Source organism: Rhizobium sullae, from assembly GCF_025200715.1.
GTDB lineage: Bacteria > Pseudomonadota > Alphaproteobacteria > Rhizobiales > Rhizobiaceae > Rhizobium > Rhizobium sullae.
This window is the reverse complement of the sequence record NZ_CP104144.1, coordinates 1-18,979: the sequence shown is the minus strand read 5'-3', so window position 1 is coordinate 18,979 and position 18,979 is coordinate 1. Positions and strand designations below refer to the sequence as shown.

Annotated in this window: 17 protein-coding genes, 1 pseudogene and 1 riboswitch; of the genes and pseudogenes, 8 read left to right on the top strand and 10 right to left on the bottom strand. The window is 57.9% G+C overall.

The features are described 5' to 3' along the window. The first annotated feature begins 1,033 nt into the window (after positions 1–1,033). The gene (locus tag N2599_RS20645) at positions 1,034–1,273 is read left to right on the top strand and encodes a hypothetical protein (RefSeq protein WP_027513886.1); all 240 of its coding nucleotides are present in this window, start codon (positions 1,034–1,036) and stop codon (positions 1,271–1,273) included. 257 nt (positions 1,274–1,530) lie between these two features. After that, on the top strand, positions 1,531–1,740 hold the full coding sequence (locus tag N2599_RS20640; RefSeq protein ID WP_027513887.1) for a cold-shock protein: 210 nt from the start codon (positions 1,531–1,533) through the stop codon (positions 1,738–1,740). Between the two features lie 119 nt (positions 1,741–1,859). Here the strand turns inward: N2599_RS20640 and N2599_RS20635 are convergent. Then, a pseudogene (locus N2599_RS20635) lies at positions 1,860–2,213 on the bottom strand (SPW repeat protein). Continuing rightward, positions 2,213–2,683 (bottom strand): YciE/YciF ferroxidase family protein, encoded by a 471-nt coding sequence (locus tag N2599_RS20630; RefSeq protein ID WP_244914705.1) that lies wholly within the window; start codon positions 2,681–2,683, stop codon positions 2,213–2,215. The pseudogene N2599_RS20635 and the gene N2599_RS20630 overlap by 1 nt, the downstream one beginning before the upstream one ends. Positions 2,684–3,215: 532 nt before the next feature. On the opposite strand from N2599_RS20630, the gene N2599_RS20625 reads away from it, so the two are divergent. After that, complete coding sequence (locus tag N2599_RS20625) at positions 3,216–4,199, top strand: MBL fold metallo-hydrolase (protein ID WP_037144454.1); 984 nt, start codon at positions 3,216–3,218, stop codon at positions 4,197–4,199. 468 nt (positions 4,200–4,667) lie between these two features. On the opposite strand, the gene N2599_RS20615 is transcribed toward N2599_RS20625, so the two are convergent. From N2599_RS20615 to N2599_RS20605, 3 genes are all read right to left on the bottom strand, one after another. After that, positions 4,668–4,874, bottom strand: a complete 207-nt coding sequence (locus N2599_RS20615) for a cold-shock protein (protein ID WP_027511051.1) — start codon at positions 4,872–4,874, stop codon at positions 4,668–4,670. Positions 4,875–5,787: 913 nt separating this feature from the next. Continuing rightward, positions 5,788–6,228: a helix-turn-helix domain-containing protein gene (locus N2599_RS20610; RefSeq protein ID WP_051336689.1), complete on the bottom strand. Its 441-nt coding sequence runs from the start codon at positions 6,226–6,228 to the stop codon at positions 5,788–5,790. A gap of 223 nt (positions 6,229–6,451) precedes the next feature. Continuing rightward, on the bottom strand, positions 6,452–6,676 hold the full coding sequence (locus N2599_RS20605) for a hypothetical protein (protein WP_027511572.1): 225 nt from the start codon (positions 6,674–6,676) through the stop codon (positions 6,452–6,454). A gap of 320 nt (positions 6,677–6,996) precedes the next feature. On the opposite strand from N2599_RS20605, the gene N2599_RS20600 reads away from it, so the two are divergent. Next, a complete protein-coding gene (locus N2599_RS20600) occupies positions 6,997–7,467 on the top strand; it encodes an NUDIX hydrolase (RefSeq protein ID WP_027511571.1) in 471 nt (156 codons plus the stop codon). A 727-nt stretch (positions 7,468–8,194) separates the two neighbouring features. Here N2599_RS20600 and greA read toward each other — a convergent pair. Both greA and N2599_RS20590 read right to left on the bottom strand, forming a co-directional pair. Further along, complete coding sequence (gene greA / locus N2599_RS20595; RefSeq protein ID WP_027511570.1) at positions 8,195–8,677, bottom strand: transcription elongation factor GreA; 483 nt, start codon at positions 8,675–8,677, stop codon at positions 8,195–8,197. A 148-nt stretch (positions 8,678–8,825) separates the two neighbouring features. Next, a complete protein-coding gene (locus N2599_RS20590; RefSeq protein WP_027511569.1) occupies positions 8,826–9,770 on the bottom strand; it encodes an MYG1 family protein in 945 nt (314 codons plus the stop codon). Positions 9,771–10,004: 234 nt separating this feature from the next. Here N2599_RS20590 and N2599_RS20585 point away from each other — a divergent pair, with 234 nt between their 5' ends. From N2599_RS20585 to N2599_RS20570, 4 genes are all read left to right on the top strand, one after another. After that, positions 10,005–11,222: a metallochaperone AztD gene (locus tag N2599_RS20585; RefSeq protein WP_027511568.1), complete on the top strand. Its 1,218-nt coding sequence runs from the start codon at positions 10,005–10,007 to the stop codon at positions 11,220–11,222. Positions 11,223–11,263: 41 nt separating this feature from the next. Next, positions 11,264–11,497: riboswitch (cobalamin riboswitch) on the top strand. Positions 11,498–11,746: 249 nt separating this feature from the next. After that, positions 11,747–12,787 (top strand): ABC transporter substrate-binding protein, encoded by a 1,041-nt coding sequence (locus tag N2599_RS20580; protein WP_037142719.1) that lies wholly within the window; start codon positions 11,747–11,749, stop codon positions 12,785–12,787. Between the two features lie 11 nt (positions 12,788–12,798). Further along, positions 12,799–13,824 (top strand): FecCD family ABC transporter permease, encoded by a 1,026-nt coding sequence (locus N2599_RS20575; RefSeq protein ID WP_027511566.1) that lies wholly within the window; start codon positions 12,799–12,801, stop codon positions 13,822–13,824. Continuing rightward, the gene (locus N2599_RS20570) at positions 13,821–14,585 is read left to right on the top strand and encodes an ABC transporter ATP-binding protein (RefSeq protein WP_027511565.1); all 765 of its coding nucleotides are present in this window, start codon (positions 13,821–13,823) and stop codon (positions 14,583–14,585) included. The genes N2599_RS20575 and N2599_RS20570 overlap by 4 nt, the downstream gene beginning before the upstream one ends. A gap of 672 nt (positions 14,586–15,257) precedes the next feature. Here the strand turns inward: N2599_RS20570 and repC are convergent. The 3 genes from repC to repA form a co-directional block, all read right to left on the bottom strand. Next, on the bottom strand, positions 15,258–16,517 hold the full coding sequence (gene repC, locus N2599_RS20565; RefSeq protein WP_027511564.1) for a plasmid replication protein RepC: 1,260 nt from the start codon (positions 16,515–16,517) through the stop codon (positions 15,258–15,260). Positions 16,518–16,666: 149 nt separating this feature from the next. Then, positions 16,667–17,713 carry a plasmid partitioning protein RepB gene (gene repB, locus N2599_RS20560; protein WP_027511563.1) on the bottom strand — a complete coding sequence of 349 codons (1,047 nt, stop codon included), beginning with the start codon at positions 17,711–17,713 and terminating at the stop codon, positions 16,667–16,669. A gap of 51 nt (positions 17,714–17,764) precedes the next feature. Next, positions 17,765–18,979, bottom strand: coding sequence for a plasmid partitioning protein RepA (gene repA, locus N2599_RS20555; protein WP_027511562.1), 1,215 nt, complete (start codon positions 18,977–18,979; stop codon positions 17,765–17,767).

Here is an 18,979-nt window from a genome sequence, read left to right as displayed (position 1 = left end):
GTTCGCCGCACGTCCCCGAGAATTCACGCTCCCTGCCTTGATTCTCAGAGATGCTTTGATGGCCAGTTCAAGCGGGCGGTGGCCATCGCAGAAATCGTGCCACGCCGGGTATTTCGCAAGGAGCCGTGTGCAAACCGTGAACCGCTTGGGGCCAAGGTCTGATTTTACCTGTGTCCAAGTCAGCGGCATCGATATCATCCCCGTCAATGAGCCGCTACACGACCAAGTGACGAGGTCGTCGGCCAGCGTGACCAGAAAGGCTCTATTGGTCACCTCCTCGTTGAAAATACGGTCTCATCCGAGGACCGTTTCTTTGCCTGACGGCGCCAAGGAAGAAATCTAGCTACTGCCGCGCTGTCTGACGCGGCGTGCTCGGGCCGATTCCGGACTTCTATCACGCCCGACAGGTACCCGAAGCATTTGGAACATTCCCCACTCCAACGTGTTTCATGAGAAGCAACCGAGGGAGGGTACATGCTCTCCATTCAAGCAAATGTCGCCGATTGTGCGAAACGCATCGGCGCAATAGCTTGTGCCGCTGGGCTTCTGTGTGGACCGGCTTTTGCCCAAACGTCCCCTGATCAGTCGGATCGGTGTCAAGCGCCGGATCCGCAGCAGAACCAGGAGCGCGCGCCAACCGACGGTAATTCGCGATCAGCAAACAGGTCGGATGCGGGAAAATTGTCTGATTGCAACGGCGTGTTAAAGCCGCCTTTGACCGGCGATAGCGATCTGGTCAAGCCGGCGCCGCCGGTCGGCGACACACCCGTAATCCCGCCGGACGCGCTTCCACAAAAGCAGCAGTAAGCAGATTTATGGTAATCGATTTGTCCGGACGCATCGACGATCTCGCCGAGCGGGCAAAACTGCTCTATGCCGGCGACTCGCGTGCTCAAGGAAAGCGAGGCCGGATATCATCTCCGCAGGCAGAGAGCATCAGAGATATTTAGGTCGCTCCGATCAAACGGTAAATGAATCGCTTGACTCGATTCACCAATGGGAACATTTAAAGAACAAAATGAGAGGCACAACCATGTCAATTGCAGAGAAGTTCATCATCCTGCCTTATAAGAAGAACCGCGGGAACCTCGTGCCGGGGGAGATGCGTCAGGCTTCAAACGGTCAATCGGCTGAGAAGATTGCTGCCTCGATGGCTGTTCGCTTCGTCGGGGTCGCTGCCTATGCCGTGATGGTCGATGACGAGACTGGCGACATGACGTCGCCCCGCTTGCTTGCAAGGTATGGCGAAATAGCCGAGCTAAACGCTGCTTAGAGGTGATGTTGCTTCCCGAGCTGCGGACCTCTTCGTTTCAGATGGACACGCCCAGCCGTGGTGGGGCCGCTATAGCGCTTCCATGATGGCCTTTATGCAAACACAGTTCTCGCATAGGTGGACGATATCGAACTTGCCTGTTGAGCTTTGTTTTTGGCGCCCTTTGCGTTCAAGGCGATCTTTCCTCTCAAAATCGATCATCCGTCGTCGGCAATGTGGCCGAGCGACTAGTTCTATGCGATTGAAAGGAAATCGTTATGACAAGCGGAATCGTTAAATTTTTTAATTCGGCCAAGGGCTTCGGCTTCATTCAGCCAAGCGATGGATCAACGGACGTTTTCGTCCACATCTCTGCCGTAGAGCGCTCCGGCATGTCTGATCTAAGGGAAGGCCAGAAGGTCACCTTTGACATCGTGCGCGATAGCAAAAGCGGCAAAAATGCCGCCGAGAACCTTCTCGCCGAGTAAGAAGTTGGTATCCGCCGGATGCGCAAAGGCCCGCTGCTGTCGCAGTGGGCCTTTTCATTTCAGGACGCCGAATGCCAGCGTCTTTGGTTGTCGGCTAGGGCGGAGCCGCGCTACGCGGACTATGTCGGCTGGTTCTGATGTATCAACCAGAGTTCCATCGCCGCAAGGACGGCGACGAGAACACCGATAATCAATGCACGGTCATGGCTGTGGTCGCTTGAAAGCCGAGCAGCCAGGGAGAGACGAGAGCCACAGTCCCACGATGAGATTGACCCACTCCTCCCAGACGGCATATGCCGCAAGCGCGGCGATCGAAAACACGACAATGACGATGCCGCCGGCAAATGCGTTCAGCGATTGCGGGCCTGCCGCAAAGGCGAAATACACGGAGAGACGAACAGGATCGCTCCAAGGATCAGGTTGGCTACGTCGCAGAGCTTGGCGTTTGTCCACTGGTTGCTGCGCGCTTCGATCAGGCGGCCACCGCGTGCGGGTTTATTTCGCGTTTGGCCAGTTGCGTCAGGAGAAGGTCCGTCTGCTTCTCTTCTTCAAGGCTCGTGTGCAGCGTTTGCTGATCGTCGCGCAGGTTCAACTGCCCGGCGAGAGCCGCAGCCGTACCGTATGCCGCGATCTCGTAATGTTCGAGTCTCTGGGCCGAGGCGATGAGACCCGCGTCACGAAGGTCGTTGCCCTTGAGCATGGTGACCATTTTTCCGGTTTCGCCGATCAGCGCCTGCATGGCCTGGTCGGTATGCGCCGTCGGGTCAGCTCCATGTTTTTGCAGGAGCGACACGAGACGTTCTTTCTGGACCTCTGTTTGTTCACGGTGGCGGACGAGCGCCTCCTTCAAGGCCGGATGCGACGCCACCTCGGCCATCTGCAGCAGCGATTCGGCGAGCTGCGCTTCGGTGCTTACAAGTTCCTGAAGTTCGGCAAGATACATGTCCTTGAAATTGCTGATCTGCATCGCAATGATCCTTTCGCCGGCCCGACTGGATTGTCTTAGCCCTTTAAACCGCATCAGAGGCTGAAGGTTCCGATACAATTCCGAGGCAGACGCGCGCACTCCAACATCGTCGAGTCGGAAGCTCGCCCGGCCCCAAATTGAGATCGAGGCGAACCGTTTCAGAGAACGCTCCGCTGCATGCCTGCAATCTCATCAGGGAACTTTTCTTAATGGATGCGGTTACGGATATCACCGAGAGAATGCCGCCTTGTCGCCCCGCTAACCGACAGCGGACTCCGCGAGGTGACGGACCAAGTCAGGTACCGTCTCCGAATTGCTGGGTCCGTCCGCCGGGGTCGGAGCCTTTCGGGTCGATGTTGCCGGTTTCAAAGCCATGGGCAGCGTCGAGACGAAAGTCATAAATCAGACGACGCCGAGGCTACCGAGTTCGCAAACGCCCAAGCAAGGTGCGTGCGGGAGACACGCACGCGAGTAACGAGGTCAAGATGAAGTTACGAAGTTGGTCCTGATGGTGCAGCCGCGTTTGGTGAATGACGTGTTCGGCGATCCCGGGCTGCTGCTCGACTTCAGCTTCGGGAAGCGTGCCCTTCTTTTTGATCTCGGTGATCTCACCAGCCTGTCAACTCGAGAAATCTTGCGCGTGCAGCACGTCTTCGTCTCACATATGCACATGGATCATTTTATTGGCTTCGACCATCTTCTACGCCTGTTTCTGCATCGCGACGCCGCTTTGACGATCTTCGGACCACTAGGCATCATTGATGCCGTCGAAGCCAAGCTTCGGGCCTATACTTGGAACCTCCTCGACGAAACGTCGCCCGATTTCATGATCCGCGCCGTCGAGTGGAACGCAGGCAATGCCGTCAAACAGCAAAGCTTCAAGTCCCGTTGGCGTTTCGCGCCCGGCATTCCCTCCGATCTGCCAATCTCCTCGCACATTCTTTACGACGAGCCTAACTTTCACGTCGAAGCGGCGCGTCTAGATCACGGAATTCCATCTCTTGCCTTCGCGTTTCAGGAACGGCTCCGTGTCAATGTTCATAAGGTAGACCTGGAAAGGTGCGGGCTGCCCGTCGGGCCATGGCTGACGGAGGCCAAGCGGCTGGTGCGTGGGCGCGCTGATCCTCAAACGGCAATCGCCATTGACGGCGAACGGCAAGTTATCCTGTCAGATTTGCTAGCCTCTGGAGCGCTTGTCACGGCGCCCGGAATGCGGGTCGTCTATGCCACCGACTTTGCCTTCACACCGGCGAATGTGAATAAAATCGCAAGGCTTGCAAGAAACGCGGACTATCTCTTCATCGAAAGCGTCTTTCTTGAACAGGACATGCGCCTCGCGGAGTCCAAACGGCATTTGACAGCCCGCCAGGCTGGGCAGATCGCTGCTGCCGCAAAAGCGGCACGCCGGATCCCGATGCATTTTTCTCCGCGTTATCTCGGGCGCGAAGCGGAGCTACAAGCAGAGTTCGAGACAGCAGCCAGAGGCGAGTGAACGAGCCCGGACGCTCCCCGTCTCTCTCACCGCTTCAAGTCGCGCAATCGACCAATCCACCCACTCCGGGCCATCGGTGGCAACGTCTCAGAGGATATTGGTATCGATGAGGGTCAAGCGTCGCCACGTGTCAAGGCCATGATGGCGTTGGTGCCGGGCACCTTACCCCATGACCGCGCAACTGCGCAAACCGGCCTACAGGCTGCTTCTTGTCCGCTCGCACCACGACAATGCTGCCGTCGGCGGCAGAGCGGAAATCAACCTTACGTCCGTCGCAGCAGATCGCGGACAGGTTTCGGAACTTGTCCCTTGTTGCCACTGTCGTCGTATTGCGTTCCTCGGCAATGTCCGATGTTCGCAAGGTGTTACTCTGCCAGAGCGAAACCAACAAGGCATCGGCGCCCGAGACATTGGCAACGGAAAAGGCCGGGAGAACCCGGCCTTCCGACTGTCGCATCGAAATCAGGCTCAAGCCTGCAGGTTGTCCGCCGACATCTTGCCCGACTTGCGGTCCTTGACCAGCTCGTAGGTGATCTTCTGGCCGTCGTTGAGGCCACGCATGCCAGCCCGCTCGACCGCGGAAATGTGGACGAAGACGTCAGCGCTTCCGTCGTCCGGCTGGATGAAACCAAAGCCCTTCGTTGCATTGAACCATTTTACCGTACCGGTCGCCATAGCGTCTTCCTTTGATCATTTAACCCTGCCGCACTTTCGTCCGGCAAATCGCATTTTGCGCCGACATAAATAGACGTTTCTGAATATGAGGCAAAGGCAAAATCCGGCTGGCGGCGTAGCGACAATGCCAACGACACCCTTTTTATCCAGCCTCCTCCCATTTCAGGCGCATCAGCGCCATCAGCATTCGTCCAAGTGAAAACGCGCCACGCCGCGCCTTGGCTGTCCGATCCCCCAAATGGCCGCCGGCAGTTTATAGCCGAATTGTCTCACGAATGTGCAACCTAAGCGAAAAAGCGCGTGCAACCAAAATGAGCATGGCCGTTATTGAATAGACCGAAGACGGCGTCTTGCCGCAAATGCCGGTAAGGCAGGCGCGAAACATATCCAGGGATGGAGGGAACAGAATTCCTTCGGCTCGAGTCCGTCAGCATCAGCCGCGTAACAGCGGAAATTTGCTAATGAAATTCAACGAGGCAGATCGACGTCGAGGCCACTTACCGGGGTCAGCCACATTGCCGATGCTGGCAGTCCGGACACAGCTCGAACGTCTCGCTTAGCGCGCCGGTCCCCGTTTCGACGAGATCTCCACGTGCAAGGTTCTCACTGGTCAATCCTCCTCAGTTCGAAGCGGATGTCGCAACCAGCACGCTCACGGACAACGTTCCGGGCGGAAACATCACCAGTGGATATTTACCGGCCGTTATCCTTACGATTTCATTGAGGTGGCGCGACTCACCGACAGCAATCAACGTTGTCAGGCCGTGGGACCCCTACTGCGGCAAAAGAGACCCGGTGCGGCCGCAGGAAGCTGCCGCCGGGTCTCTGTCGCTGCGACGGCGGCCTGGCGGGTGCCTATGCAGCCGGCAATTAGCATCACCTCACGAGCGATCGAGGCGGTATGGGCGGCTCGTCATTCGTCGAGCTCGAGATCCTCATCGTCACCGCTTCCGGCCGCCGCCTGCAACAAGGCAACGATGCTGGCTTGAAGCTTTGGCGACGCGCGCTGGAAAACGCCAAGAAGCTTCTGTCCCCGCTTTGTCATCGCGAGATCGACCTGCCGTTCAAGCGCCTGATTTGGCGCGACGTCCGCTTTTCCTACGTCGTCGAAGAAAAAAGTAATGGGCAGGCCAAAGATCAACGAGATGTTATGCAGTGTCGCAGCACTGATCCGGTTCGACCCTTTTTCGTATTTTTGGATTTGTTGGAAAGTCACCCCGAGCTGTTCCGCCACTATCGTCTGAGACAAGCCCGCATTAGCACGTGCGAGCCTGAGACGAGCTCCGATCACCGCATCCACGTCCGTTGTTCTGCGCGGATTGTGGGCCAGATGTACAGTATTCACGTTTTCCATATCGCTTCGTCGTTCCTTTCGGGGCTGTGCTTGCAAAGGACGGCGTTACATCGGTCTCAACCACGCAACACCGGATTAATCCTGAAGGCAAACGCGACACCAACACCCCGCAGAGTACCCAATTCGTTAACCGCATCGCGAGGCACTGATAAAGCACGACCGTCGTCCAAGCCAGCATATTGGCACCAAACGCGGATCCTAGTCCACTAGGCCCACTTTCCCATCAGTTGCTATTGGCTGCGATCCAGCGACGTGTCGGCTTGGTTGCCAGATAAACAATATAGCTTTCTGCTGCATCAGCGAGATGGAGAGCCACCTCCTCCTCGCGCCATCCTGCCGCCACGGCGCAGCGCACGACATCGGTAAGGGCTTCATAGCAGATCGCATCACAATCGCGCGAGCGTTCGAGCTGTTCGACACTGTATTGAGGAGGCCTGATGTTCGTCATGGCATCACCTTGTCACAGCCAATCAATCTTGCAAGCCCAAGGTGGCGTTAAGCTTAGCCGGTAAGGTTAAAGCGCAGGCGGGCGGCGCGATGCATCCGATGTTATCATCGGTGCGTTTCGGCAAGTTCATGATGCCATGGAACGAGATGACCACGCGCATTATCGTGGCTGCCTGAGGAGACCAGTTGGACGACCTTACGAAGCGGAGCGGGAACATCGCCGCCGTTTTCGCAAAGGAGGAGCACACATTGGAACCTGTTGGGCAACATCGGATTGAGGTTGCCATGGAGATGAGGCGGCAGCACAGCTAGGAGGCCAGGATGGCAAAGCGCAGTGCCGGTTTGTTAATATACCGCCAGGTCGATGGCCATCATGAAGTCTTGCTGGTTCATCCGGGAGGACCGTTCTGGATCAAGAAGGACGACGGCGCCTGGTCGATACCGAAGGGTCTGATTAATGAGGGAGAAGATGAGTTGATGGCAGCTCGGCGCGAGGTCAAGGAAGAGCTCGGTGTGGACATCGATGGATGCTTCGCTCGTCTCGGAGAGTACAAACAGCCTGGCGGCAAAATCGTGATCGCCTGGGCGGTCGAGGCCGACGTCTGCATCGATGTGAAAACAATCACCAGCAACGCATTCCACATCGAATGGCCACCAAGATCGGGAACCATGAGGTCGTTTCCGGAAGTGGACAGGGCGAACTGGTTTTCGCTGCCGCAGGCCGAGCAGAAGATACTCAAAAACCAGCGGGCTATCCTCACTGATTTCTCACTGAGGCCAGATCCAAGATGATTTTCACCGGCGGCCGTCAAACGGCGCCCGGCGAAGCGGTGGAATTTACCTTGACCCAAGGCCGCACGACCGGACGAGCCGAATGAGCGGCCATGATGTATGCTGAGGCCGTTGGTTTTTCAGGATTGTATGGTTTCGGACGCAACCATCGCGTTTCTTGGAATGCTAGACACGGATCGTGCAGCAGGGAAAGCTCATCCCATTGCCCCCTTTCATCTGCTGCGATCGCCTCACGTGCCTGCGCGAACAAGATCCAACCGCGGCCGATCCGGAAAGCGATGCCGCTGGCCTTCCCAATTCGAAATTCCGGCTTGGCAGATCATCCGGCACAGAACCGGTTTCAAGCCGGGCCGACCAGCGACGCAGATAGCCAGGTGTCGTCGCGGCGATAAGCGACATCCCCATCAGGTCGTGTTCCTCGAATTTCTCGTTGAAGCCCCGCTCAGTACGGGAACGTCAAACTTCCAAGAAGCACGGCTTCGCTGGCAGCATATTGCAAGGCAGCACGACTTCTCTGCGGCCAGCGTTCCAATGCCGGTGGCATGTCAACCTTGGCTGATTGCATGGCACACCAACCAATCGAATGTCGACCTTGGGCCGACTGGAGAAGGTACGCGAGCATGCCTCCGCGACGAGAGAATGATCGATGCCCGACATCTCATATGGCCAGAAGCTGTTCGAGAAACGCTTGCAGAGCCGTCGCGTTCGCAGCGGCGAGATGTGCGCTCTAAGAAATCGCAATGATCTCGAGTTCTTGATCGCCCACGCTGACGATATCCCCAACCGCTTTGCCCCTGAGTGTCCCTGCGACCGGCGATACGAAAGACATCGATCCGGCCTTGGGATCCGCTTCGTCCTCTCCCACGATGCGATAGGTCTGGACGCGCCCGTCGTCACGGCTGAAGGTCACCGTGCTCCCAAAGGCAACCGTATCTGTTGAAGCCGGGTCGGGGACAAGTTGAGCCGTGCGAACTCTTTCCGAAAAGTAGCGCAGATCACGCAATGGGTTGGCTGATTGCCGTCGCCGTTCATTCACGTCTTCGATCGTGCTTGCGCCATCGTAGGCCTCGCGAGCTTGTTGAAGCTGCAACTCAAGAGCCCTCAACCCCGCTTCCGTAACAAGGTTCGGATGCGGTGAAATCGGACGGTCTGGCAAGAGGGTTTCCGAAGCCGTTTCGAAACTCTCTTCCTTGGTGAAAGCAACGGCCAATCTTGAACTCCGTCTAAGTGCGATGGGCTCTTGCAGCGCATGGGGCGATTGCCCACGGTGGTCGAAACATAGCATACACCGACAATGATCGGACCGCCAATCTTACCCATCGCTTTCCGGGCGTCCAAGCGACTAAAACGGCTCCGCTTTAGACGACTATCGATTTCTGCCCGATGGAGGTAGCGTCCTTTACCGCCAACTCCGCCATGGCGAGTGCGGCCTCACGGGTCTTGGCGGCGGCGATGAAGCGGCCGTTATGGCAAAAACTCGCACCATCGACGCCGCAAGCCGCCTCCAGATCACCGTTCGTCAGCCCAGCCCAGGCTGCAGGCAGATTTGCGCGCAGCTCAAAGCCTTCGTCCTCGCGTCGGATGCCCGTCAGGCACCAATCCTTTTCGCGCGGGTGAACGACAAACAGCAGGTGATCGGCGCCTGCCTTCATGATCGCGGGACGGAAGGGCATTCCCATTGGAAGTTCCAGAATGCGTCCTTGGCCCGTATTCTCGATTGCCTGATGGACAAGCGCCTCTGCCCGCAATTTTGCAGCACTTTGGGCTATCCTTGCCTCCACGAAACTCCGGGCGATGGCCAGCGCGGAGTGGAATCCGCGGTCTTCCGCCTCCGGGTCTGTCTCATCGAAAACGGGTTTCAAGGTTTCCAGCAACGCGGGCAGCGTCAACCCTGCCAGTGGTCCCGCAACGGATGGACTAACCGCGCCATTGTCCACCAGATCGACCGGCAGCACGAAGCTGGCATCGAAAGAGGCATGTATGGTCTCGATATGCGCTTCGGGAAGGCCCGAGGCATTAAGATAGTCACGGCCATAATGCTTCCAGATCAATCCGAACGAACTATACGGTCGGCCGTCCTCGCGCACCGGCGCGCCACGCTGATGGTGGTCGAAGATCTGCGCTGCTGCGTCATACGCGCCGCCCACATCGTAGATGATGCGGTCCACGCCGGGCGTGACCCATTCCGGCGCCCTGCTGCGGATGAGACGGGCCTGCGGAAAGAGCCGGGTCAGGATGACGCTGGACATTAGTTCGTCGGCATGGAAGCCACCGGAATGGGTGACGAGGAAACCTGGGATCATGCCGGAATATACCTTTTTGTTGCTTGGAGAGTCCGCTTGAAGCTGGCACCAGATAGTCATTGTTGGATGCCATCTCAACCGCATTCGCTCATTTGAATGCGTTGATGAGTTCATTTGAGAACCGCATCGGACCGTCTGGCTTCAGGAGCTTCCTGATTTCAGCTTCGGAGGCTGGACACGTTTTCAAAATATCCCTATTGACGTAATGTTATTACATATCAACGGAGATTTTCCATGATGCCCAGATTGACGATGGCCGGAGGGTTTGCAGTAGCAAGTATCCTGATGAACCCGGCTTTTGCTGAAGAGGAAAAGCAGACGTGGCGCCTGTTCGTCGCCGATCATACGGCTCCCATAGCGCGGTCATTCGACCTCATGACAGGAGAACAGATCGGCGAGTTTCGGTTGAAGGGCTATGCGGCACTTGCAGCCAGCAGTTCTGGCCAGACCATCTTCGCCATCCAATCGGAGGCCGATACCGTCGAAATGATCAAATCCGGTGTGGCGCTTTCTGATCATGGCGAGCATCGCGATCTGGAAACGTCCGAAGCTGCGCTGCTGCCAACCGCACTCGACGGAAAACGGCCGGTTCACGCCGTCATGCGTGGCGACGACGTGGTATTGTTCTACGACCGCGAAGGCAAAGCCAAGCTCGTTTCCGAAGAAGGCATCCTCGAAGGCAAGCCGTCCGAAAAGCTCATAGACGCGACGGCACCTCACCATGGTGTCGCCGTGCCCATGGGGCGGAATATGCTCGTCTCGGTTCCGGATACCACCCAGGAAACCAAAGCGGATGAACTGCCGCCACGGCTGGGATTGCGTGTTCTGGGTGAAAGCGGTGCACAGGTCGGCGACGTCGCACCCTGCACGGCGCTGCACGGAGAAGCCTTCTCCGCAAAGCTCGTTGCCTTCGGCTGCGAGGAAGGTGTCCTGATTGCGCGTCCCGGCAAAGAGCAGACCGTGCAACTTAAGATGCTGGAATATGGCGACAAGCTGCCGAAGGGAAAAGTGACGACCTTGCTTGGCAGCAAGGCGATGCAATTCTTCCTGGGCAACTATGGCGAGGACAAGATTGTGCTGATCGATCCAGACAGCACCGAACCCTACCGCCTAGTAGACCTGCCGACCCGGCGCATCGATTTCGCGCTCGATCCTGCGCGGGTTAAGAACGCCTATGTGTTGACCGAAGACGGGCAACTGCATCTCGTCGACATCCTGAGCGGCGAAATCACGACATCGACAAGCGTTACCGAGCCATACAGCAAGGATGGGCACTGGCGCGATCCGCGCCCCAGGCTTGCGGTAGCTGGCGATCAGATCGCTATCACTGATCCTCGCCATAGCCTCGTCCGGATCATCGATATTGCGACCATGAAAAAGGTTCGAGCCATTCCGGTTGAGGGTCAGCCATTCAGCGTCGTCGCCGTCGGCGGATCGGGCGCCGTCCATTAATCGCTTTTGCCTTGGCGCAGCTTGACGCGGCCGTCGCGCTCGGCATAACTGAGCGGGACGGTTCCCCGAGGAAGACTCCAAGGGGATTAATAGGGAACACGGTGCGGACGACCCAGAAGGGACCAAGACCGTGGCTGCCCCCGCAACTGTAAGCGGATTGCCGATCATCCTCGTGGCGCCAAGCGCCATGCCACTGTGGGCTCGTTCCCACGGGAAGGCAGATGGTCCGGCGCATATCCGCGAGCCAGGAGACCTGCCGTCAAAGAGAGATCCAATTGAACGGGCGGGGTTGCCCGGAACAGGAGACGAGATGATTTCTTTTGACGCCGCCATCAGGCGCAGGCCCTTCCGCACAAGACGGAACGGATCGCTCTTTTCAATACAACGCAATCGCTAAGACGGACACCAGTCATTCCGGCGGCACGCCCGCCGACATGGCCGGTGAACACCTACGCGTTTCCCATCAGCATCGGAGCGATCGCGGCACCGCGCCGACGCCTCCCCAATTCTTCGTGAGCATTTCCATGTCAAACAATTTAGACTTTCGGCGATATCTACTGCACTTCGCTTTCGCGGCACTGGCGGTCTGCGGTATTTCTGCGTCCGCTTTCGCCGCGCCCACCGCCTACCCTTTGACGATTACAAATTGCGGACGATCCGTCACTTTTGAGAAAGCACCGGAGAGAGTGGTATCGGTCGGGCAAGCGATGACCGAAATCCTGTTATCGCTCGGCCTTGCGGATCGCATCACCGGCACGGCGGTCTGGTTCAGCCCCGTGCTGAAGCCGTTCGAAGCCGAAAACAACAAGATCAAGCGTCTTGCCGACAATGATCCGAGCTTTGAGTCGGTGGTCGAAACCGATCCTGAACTTGTTACTGCCGAGTTCGAGTGGCATGTCGGCCCGAACGGTTCCGTCGGAACCTACGACCAGTTCTCGAAGGTTGGAATCAACAGCTATGTCGCGCCGGCCGATTGCGCGGCCAAGGACAATGCCACCGGCGGCGATGGCGTCCGCAAGGAGATGCTGAAGACGGAGGTGATCTATCGGGAGATCGCCGAGCTGGCCGCGATCTTTAACGTTCAGGACCGCGGCGAGGCGCTGATCGCAAGGCTGAAGGAACGCGAGGCAAAAGCGATCGCCTCCGTTGCCCGTGTCAAGGTTAAGGACATTCCCGTCATCTTCTGGTTCTCCAGCAAAGAAATCAACGGCGAAGCCTTCATGGCCGGCCGCAACGGAGCGCCGGCCTATATTATGCAAGCCCTTGGGGCGAAGAATGTGATCACCACCAACGAGGAATGGCCGTTGGTCGGCTGGGAAACAGTCGCAGGCCTCGATCCTGCGATCATCGTGATCGCCGGCATGGATCGGCGCCGCTATGCCGCCGACGATCCGGCCGTCAAGCTGGAGTTTCTTAAAACCGATCCTGTCGCAAGCAAGATCGACGCCGTTGAAAGAAAGCACCTCGTCGTGATGGACTCGCAAGCAATGAGCCCGTCGATCCGCCTTGTCGACGGGATCGAGACGCTCGCGGAAGCCATTCGGCAGTTTGGACTGGTTCAGTGACCACCGGCGCCATGCAACGCAACGGGCGGGGCGGCTTTGCCGCCTTGTTCCTGCTATCGCTAGCTGCTCTGATGCTGGCGATAAGCCTCGCCGTGTCGATCGGCGAAATCGTCATTCCGTTGCAGACGATTGCGGAAGCGATTGCCAATCGCATCTTCGGTGCCTCCTTCGCGATCAAGCCGGTTCATGAAGGTGTCATCTGGGACTATCGACTGAGCCGTGCCCTGGTCGCTGCAAGTTCCGGCGCGGCTCTTGCCGTAACGGGCGCCATTCTGCAGGCCCTGCTCCGCAATCCGCTTGCCGAACCTTATGTGCTTGGCATTTCGGCGGGTGCCTCGACCGGCGCGGTCGCCGTTATGATCCTCAACCTCGGCTCAGGCGTACTGACGCTTTCGGCCGGTGCCTTTCTAGGTGCAGTGGCAGCCTTCAGTCTCGTCTCCCTTTTGGCCGCAGGCGCAGGAGGCGGCACCGATCGGATCATCCTGGCAGGTGTAGCCGGTTCGCAGCTCTTCAATGCGCTGACATCCTACATTGTCACGACCTCGGCCAACGCCGAGCAGGCAAGGGGTGTGATGTTCTGGCTGCTCGGCAGTCTCGGCGGCGTGCGCTGGCCGGACGTTTTTCTCGTGGCCCCCGTCGCCGGCGGCGGCTTTCTCATCTGCATGTTTCATGCGCGTGCGCTCGACGCTTTCACTTTCGGAACGGATTCTGCCGCAGCGCTCGGCATTCCGGTCAATCGCGTGCGCCTCATCCTCGTTGGGCTGACGGCCGTGATGACCGCTGCCGTTGTCAGCATCGTCGGCTCAATCGGCTTCGTCGGCCTCGTCATTCCGCACGCGGCCCGGTTTCTGGTCGGCCCCGCGCACCGGCGGATACTGCCGGCAACAGCGTTGATCGGCGCGATCTTCATGGTGCTTGCCGATATCGTCTCGCGCACGATCATCCCGCAGCAGGTGCTTCCGATCGGCGTAGTCACTGCGCTTTTCGGTGCTCCTGCCTTCGCCTTCATCCTCTACAAGGCAAGGAGGCCGGTATGAGCATATCGATCCAGAATGTCTGCTGGTCCGCCGGCGACACAATGATCGTCGACGGTGTGAGCCTTAATGTCGCGGCAGGCAAGACGCTTGGTCTGCTCGGGCCCAATGGCTCAGGCAAGTCAAGCCTGTTGCGTCTCATCTGCCGGCTGCGGCAGGTCAAAAGCGGCGTGATCAAACTTGGCGAGAGCGATATCAGCACGATGGCGCGTCCCGAGATTGCTCGGCGTCTCGCGCTGGTCGAACAGCAAGCGACAACCGATGCGGAAATCACGGTGAAGGATGCTGTCCGCTTAGGGCGAACGCCGCATCGGGGGGCCCTCTCCCCGTGGGATGCGAGGGACGAGGCCGCCGTCAATGCTGCACTGGGACAGGTCGGCATGACCAGCAAGGCCACACAGCTATGGCGGACGCTGTCAGGTGGCGAGCGCCAGCGCACGCACATCGCTCGCGCGCTTGCGCAAACGCCGACGGAACTGCTACTCGACGAACCGACCAATCATCTCGATATCCAGCATCAGTTGGAGCTGCTGGATCTCGTCACGAGACTGCCGGTCACAAGCGTCATCGCATTGCATGATCTCAATCTGGCGGCAATGTTCTGCGACAGCCTGGCCGTCCTGCAGGGTGGTCGTGTGGTCGCCGTGGGTCCGCCCGAGACGGTTCTCACTGAGACGCTTGTTCGCGATGTATTCGGAGTTCGGGCTCGCATTGAAAAGTCCGCGGTGCACGGCCGGCATCACATTCAGTATTTTGTCGGTTAGGAACGTCTGACTTCAAATCAGACATCAGCGAGTAGTGGCCGCGCGAAGAGAAGCCGTTGGGTCGATTTATGGCAACGAGCCGGAAGACTCGGGGCACTCGCCAGGCTAGTGCTGCCGCGTCCCCTCTCAGGTTTTGCCGGAAGCGTGTCGACACGTTGCTGTTTTGCGGTTCTCCGCAATTCAACGAGACCTTTCCTTGACCAAAAGCCCCTGTTTCTCTATCATGATGACATGATTTCTGGGAGGTCAGATCAAATTTATCGGATCTCTAACAGTTTGTTATCATAGACCATTCGACGTCTAACGGAAATAATCTCCCTCTTCCTTTCAGTCACTGCAGATGGGTCGTTTACAGGCCGCGTAAGGTAGCATATCGCGGCATTGAACCGGTGATGCGCGTCCTGAGGGTTCCTTGCTTACCAAAGCCACTAACCTCGATCCGATCTTGAGCGCTCGCGGTACGCACGCGATGTGAGTCACAAAAAACCCATGACACAGCAAGCGTCCGCGTATGTCGGGGGGCTGATCTGTTCCATTGAACCGGCCATAGTTCCTCCAGACAACGATGTCTTGCCGGGGTTTGACAATCGGCCGGTTCGTGGCGGGTGGCCTAGGAATGCTGTACCGTTAATGTTTCGGGGGCTGGCTAGTGGCGAGTTTACTGCAGTCAACTCAGTGCGGGGCATCATGTTCCCTTGCCCTTGCCAGGGCCAATAACATCGATCCGATCGCAAACTCGCCACGTTGGGCACGCCGTGTAAGGTCGCGTAAGTAGCCCCCGGCTGAATTGATCGTCCCAGCCCGTTCCAAAATACAGGCGAGAACGGCCGACGCTATTTGCGGGCCCATGACGCGGTAGGCGCTCTTGTAGGCTGAAGGACTGATCTGCAACATTGAGCTGACGACAGTTCCCGCGGCAATGAGGTCCTGCCAGGATCCGACAGTTCCGGCAGGACCGTAATTGCGCACCTCCGGGCATGCCTGCAGGACGAGGGAGAGTGGAAATATCGTGGATGCCGCGTTGGTTCCTGTTGCGTAGCGGGTGAGTTCAGTGCCGCTGACGTTTACGGAGTTGGCCAACGGCGAGTTTACTGCGGTCAACTCAGGGACGTTTGTTTCGACAGAAGCTTCAGAATCAAGATTAGATTCAGATTCTGTTATCTGTATGTGCCGCTCATTTTGTGAGTCATTGCCGCTCAAAGTTTGAGTTTTAATCTGCAATTCCAGTCGCTTGAGGATTTCATCCCGCAACGTTTCCAGAAGATGCAAGGTGGATGCAATCGCATGGGGGGCCGCGGCACGGGGTAATTGGTTCAGGATATCGTGAAAGCGGCCGTTGAACGCTTGCCAGTCTCCCGGAAGCTCTTCGCTGATCGCTGCGTGGACAAGCTTTGAGATGTCGCGGCGGGTGAGCGTGAGCCGTTCCTTGAGTGTTTGGACGTAGAGACGGTCGGCGGCGACTTTTGCTGCCAGGCGTTCGATTTCTGCGGCGCGGGCAAGCAGGGGCGCGAGCGAGAATCCGTAAGCGTCGTTGATCTCGCCATTGCGGGTCTTGCGAGCGTAGCGCTTTCCGTTGGGACTGTCCTTGCGGATCACGAGACCGGCAGCGACGAGTGCCGCCATATGCCGGCGGATCGTCTGCTCGGCCATCCCGTGGCAGCGGAGCGAAAGCTGCGCGTTGGAGGGGAACACGACGAGATTTTCACCCGCAGCAAGCTCGCTTTTTGGGTAGAAGCTCAAAAGCGCGTTCAATACCGTAAGGGCCCTGTCGGATATATCGAGCAGGGGCTTGGCTTCACAAAGCGCGCGATAGATTTTCCATTTATCGGTTGAGGCGCCTGCCTCGATTTTTTGGCTGTTGACTTGACTTGCGAGCATGCCAAGTGTCATCGGCCGCCGCCCAAAAGGCGTCGTCACACTTCCGCTTTCCATTTTCTTCGCCTTCTTCAAGGCAAAAGATATCAGCTCACCGAAAATAGGTGCCGGAGACTCTTGACTATGTTGCGCGGAAATGTGATTCTCTGGGTGTCTAGATCAGAGAGGGCTTCCGCTACGGCAACGTTCGGGGGCCTTTTCTTTTGCTATTGATCTCCGTTCTTTCCGATATTCCTGCTGTTCTCGAACGCCTCGTAGAGACGATCCAGGTTGTCCGCGATATAGGTGCCGAAGGCCGATGCCTTCCCTGCCCTCAGCGCGATAGTGAATTGTTTTCCGTCGTCCTTGATCTTCGCCTTTACGGAGCCATCTCTCAGCTGCCACTGGCTCACTGCCGAGGTGGGCATTGTGGTCTGGGCAGTTGAGGCCGGCTTCTTGCTGAAGAAAGCGACGAGCATCTCGAAGCGGGCATCCGGCTCGGCGGCTTCGAAGGCCGGTGTCTCGATGAACAGCGTCGCCCGCTCAGTGGCGTTCTCTTCTTCGAATTTCACCGAAAGATCGTGCCAACGGTCGCGGCCGGTTGCGCGTGCTGCTCCGATGGCCGAAAGAACTCCTTCAGGGATACGCCGGGTGACGGACAGCATCTTGGAGATCGTCGTCTTGTCGGCGCTGAGTGCTGCCATGATCGTCTCCCGATCGAAGCCGAGCTTGTCGAGTTTGTCGGCAAACATCGTACGCTCGATAAAGGAGAGATCCGCGCGTGCGGAGTTTTCTTGACCCTGGGCAATCACATGGTCGCGATCGGCAAGCTTCTTGACGACGGCGCGCACCGGCCGTCCAAGCTCCTTGGCGGCGCGCGCCCGCCGATGGCCGAAAGCGATCTGATATTTTCCGTCCTTTTCCGGATGCGGACGGACGAGAATGGGCGAATCCTGCCCTCGCAGGCGGATAGCTTCTACCAATTCCTGAAACTGCTCGTCGTTGTGCGCGAGGCGGTCGCTGACGAAGGAATCTTCGATGAGCGCGGTGTCGAGATCAATCACGGTTTCGCCGTGAGCCAGCTTCTCTTCGATCGCGCGCGCAGCATCGGCCCTTGAAGCAAGGGCATCTATGCTGCGGGTAACTGCACCTAGCGCGCCAATACCCTTGAAACTGATCGGCTGTCTGTCACCGTCGCTCGCAGGCTCGCTGTTTACGGCGGTAAACTTCTTGGAATCATCCATCAGGCCCGAGAGGATATTCTTACGTGCCATTCTTTCTCCTCCTGGCGGCTGAGCGGTTCATCGCGATCAATCGGTGCGCCTTCATCTGCGCCCCCATGCCCTGTGGATCAGTTCGGTGATTTCACCGTTCACGGCACTCATGGCCTCCATGGCGCGGTCATAGGTCGCGCGGGTAAACTGATTGCGCTCCACCTCGTAGAGGGTCTGGTTGGTCATTGCCGCATCCGAAATCGCCACGCTTCGAAGCATAGGATTGGTGAGCACGTGGTTGCGGAACATGGAGCGCATGAAGGCGACCATTTGCGTCTGCGGGCCGTCCTGCGGGTCGTAACGGGTGACGAGATAACGCAGCCAGTCGAGATTCATGTTACCGCCTGCGCCTTTCAGCGTGTTCAGTACCTCTCCCAGCATCTGCAGGAACTGGCACATGGACATCACGTCGAGCATTTGCGGGTGAACAGTGATGAGCACGGCGGTTGCGCTACAGATGGCGCTCATCGTCAGGAAGCCGAGCTGAGGAGGGCAGTCGATGACAACCACGTCATAATCGTCGGCGACGGAAGACAGCGCCTCGTCAAGGCGGGCAAAGAAAATGCGGCCGTAGTCGCTCGCTTTGCCTTGGGCAAGAACGCGCGGCGTATCGTGCTCGAACTCCATGAGTTCCAGGTTGCCGGGTACGAGATCGAGATTGGGGAAATTGGTCTTGCGGATGATTTCCTTCAGCGGCCGCCGCTCGTCGTCATAGCGGATCGCCGCGTAAAGCGTCTCGTTCTCGTCGACGTCGAACTCCGGCTGGAAGCCGTGGATTGCCGAAAGCGAGGCCTGTGGATCGAGGTCGACGGCGAGAACGCGGTGGCCGGTCAGCGCCAGATGCTGGGCAAGATGGGCCGCACTCGTGGTCTTGCCACTGCCGCCTTTGAAATTCACGACGGCGATGACCTGCAGGTGTTCATTGCCCGTGCGGTGCGGGACGTAGCGTGTGCTGCCTCTGGCATTCTGATCCAAAAACAGTCGCATTTCATCCATCTGCCTCGCCGTGTAGGACCTGCGTCCCGATGGCGTCACTTGAGGCAGGGGGCCCTTGCCCTCCAGCGAGAGATTGCGAAGATAGCCACTTGTAACACCAAGGAAACGCCCGACTTCTGCAAGTTGGAATTCGCGCAGACTCTTCATAGAGCGGGGCGGAAACATTTCCAGGCGATGCTGCTTTAGTTTGTCGGACAGTTCCTGTGCCTGGCCGATGATCAGCTGATCGACATCAGAAATTGCTTTACCAATTGTAGGTGCCATATTCAT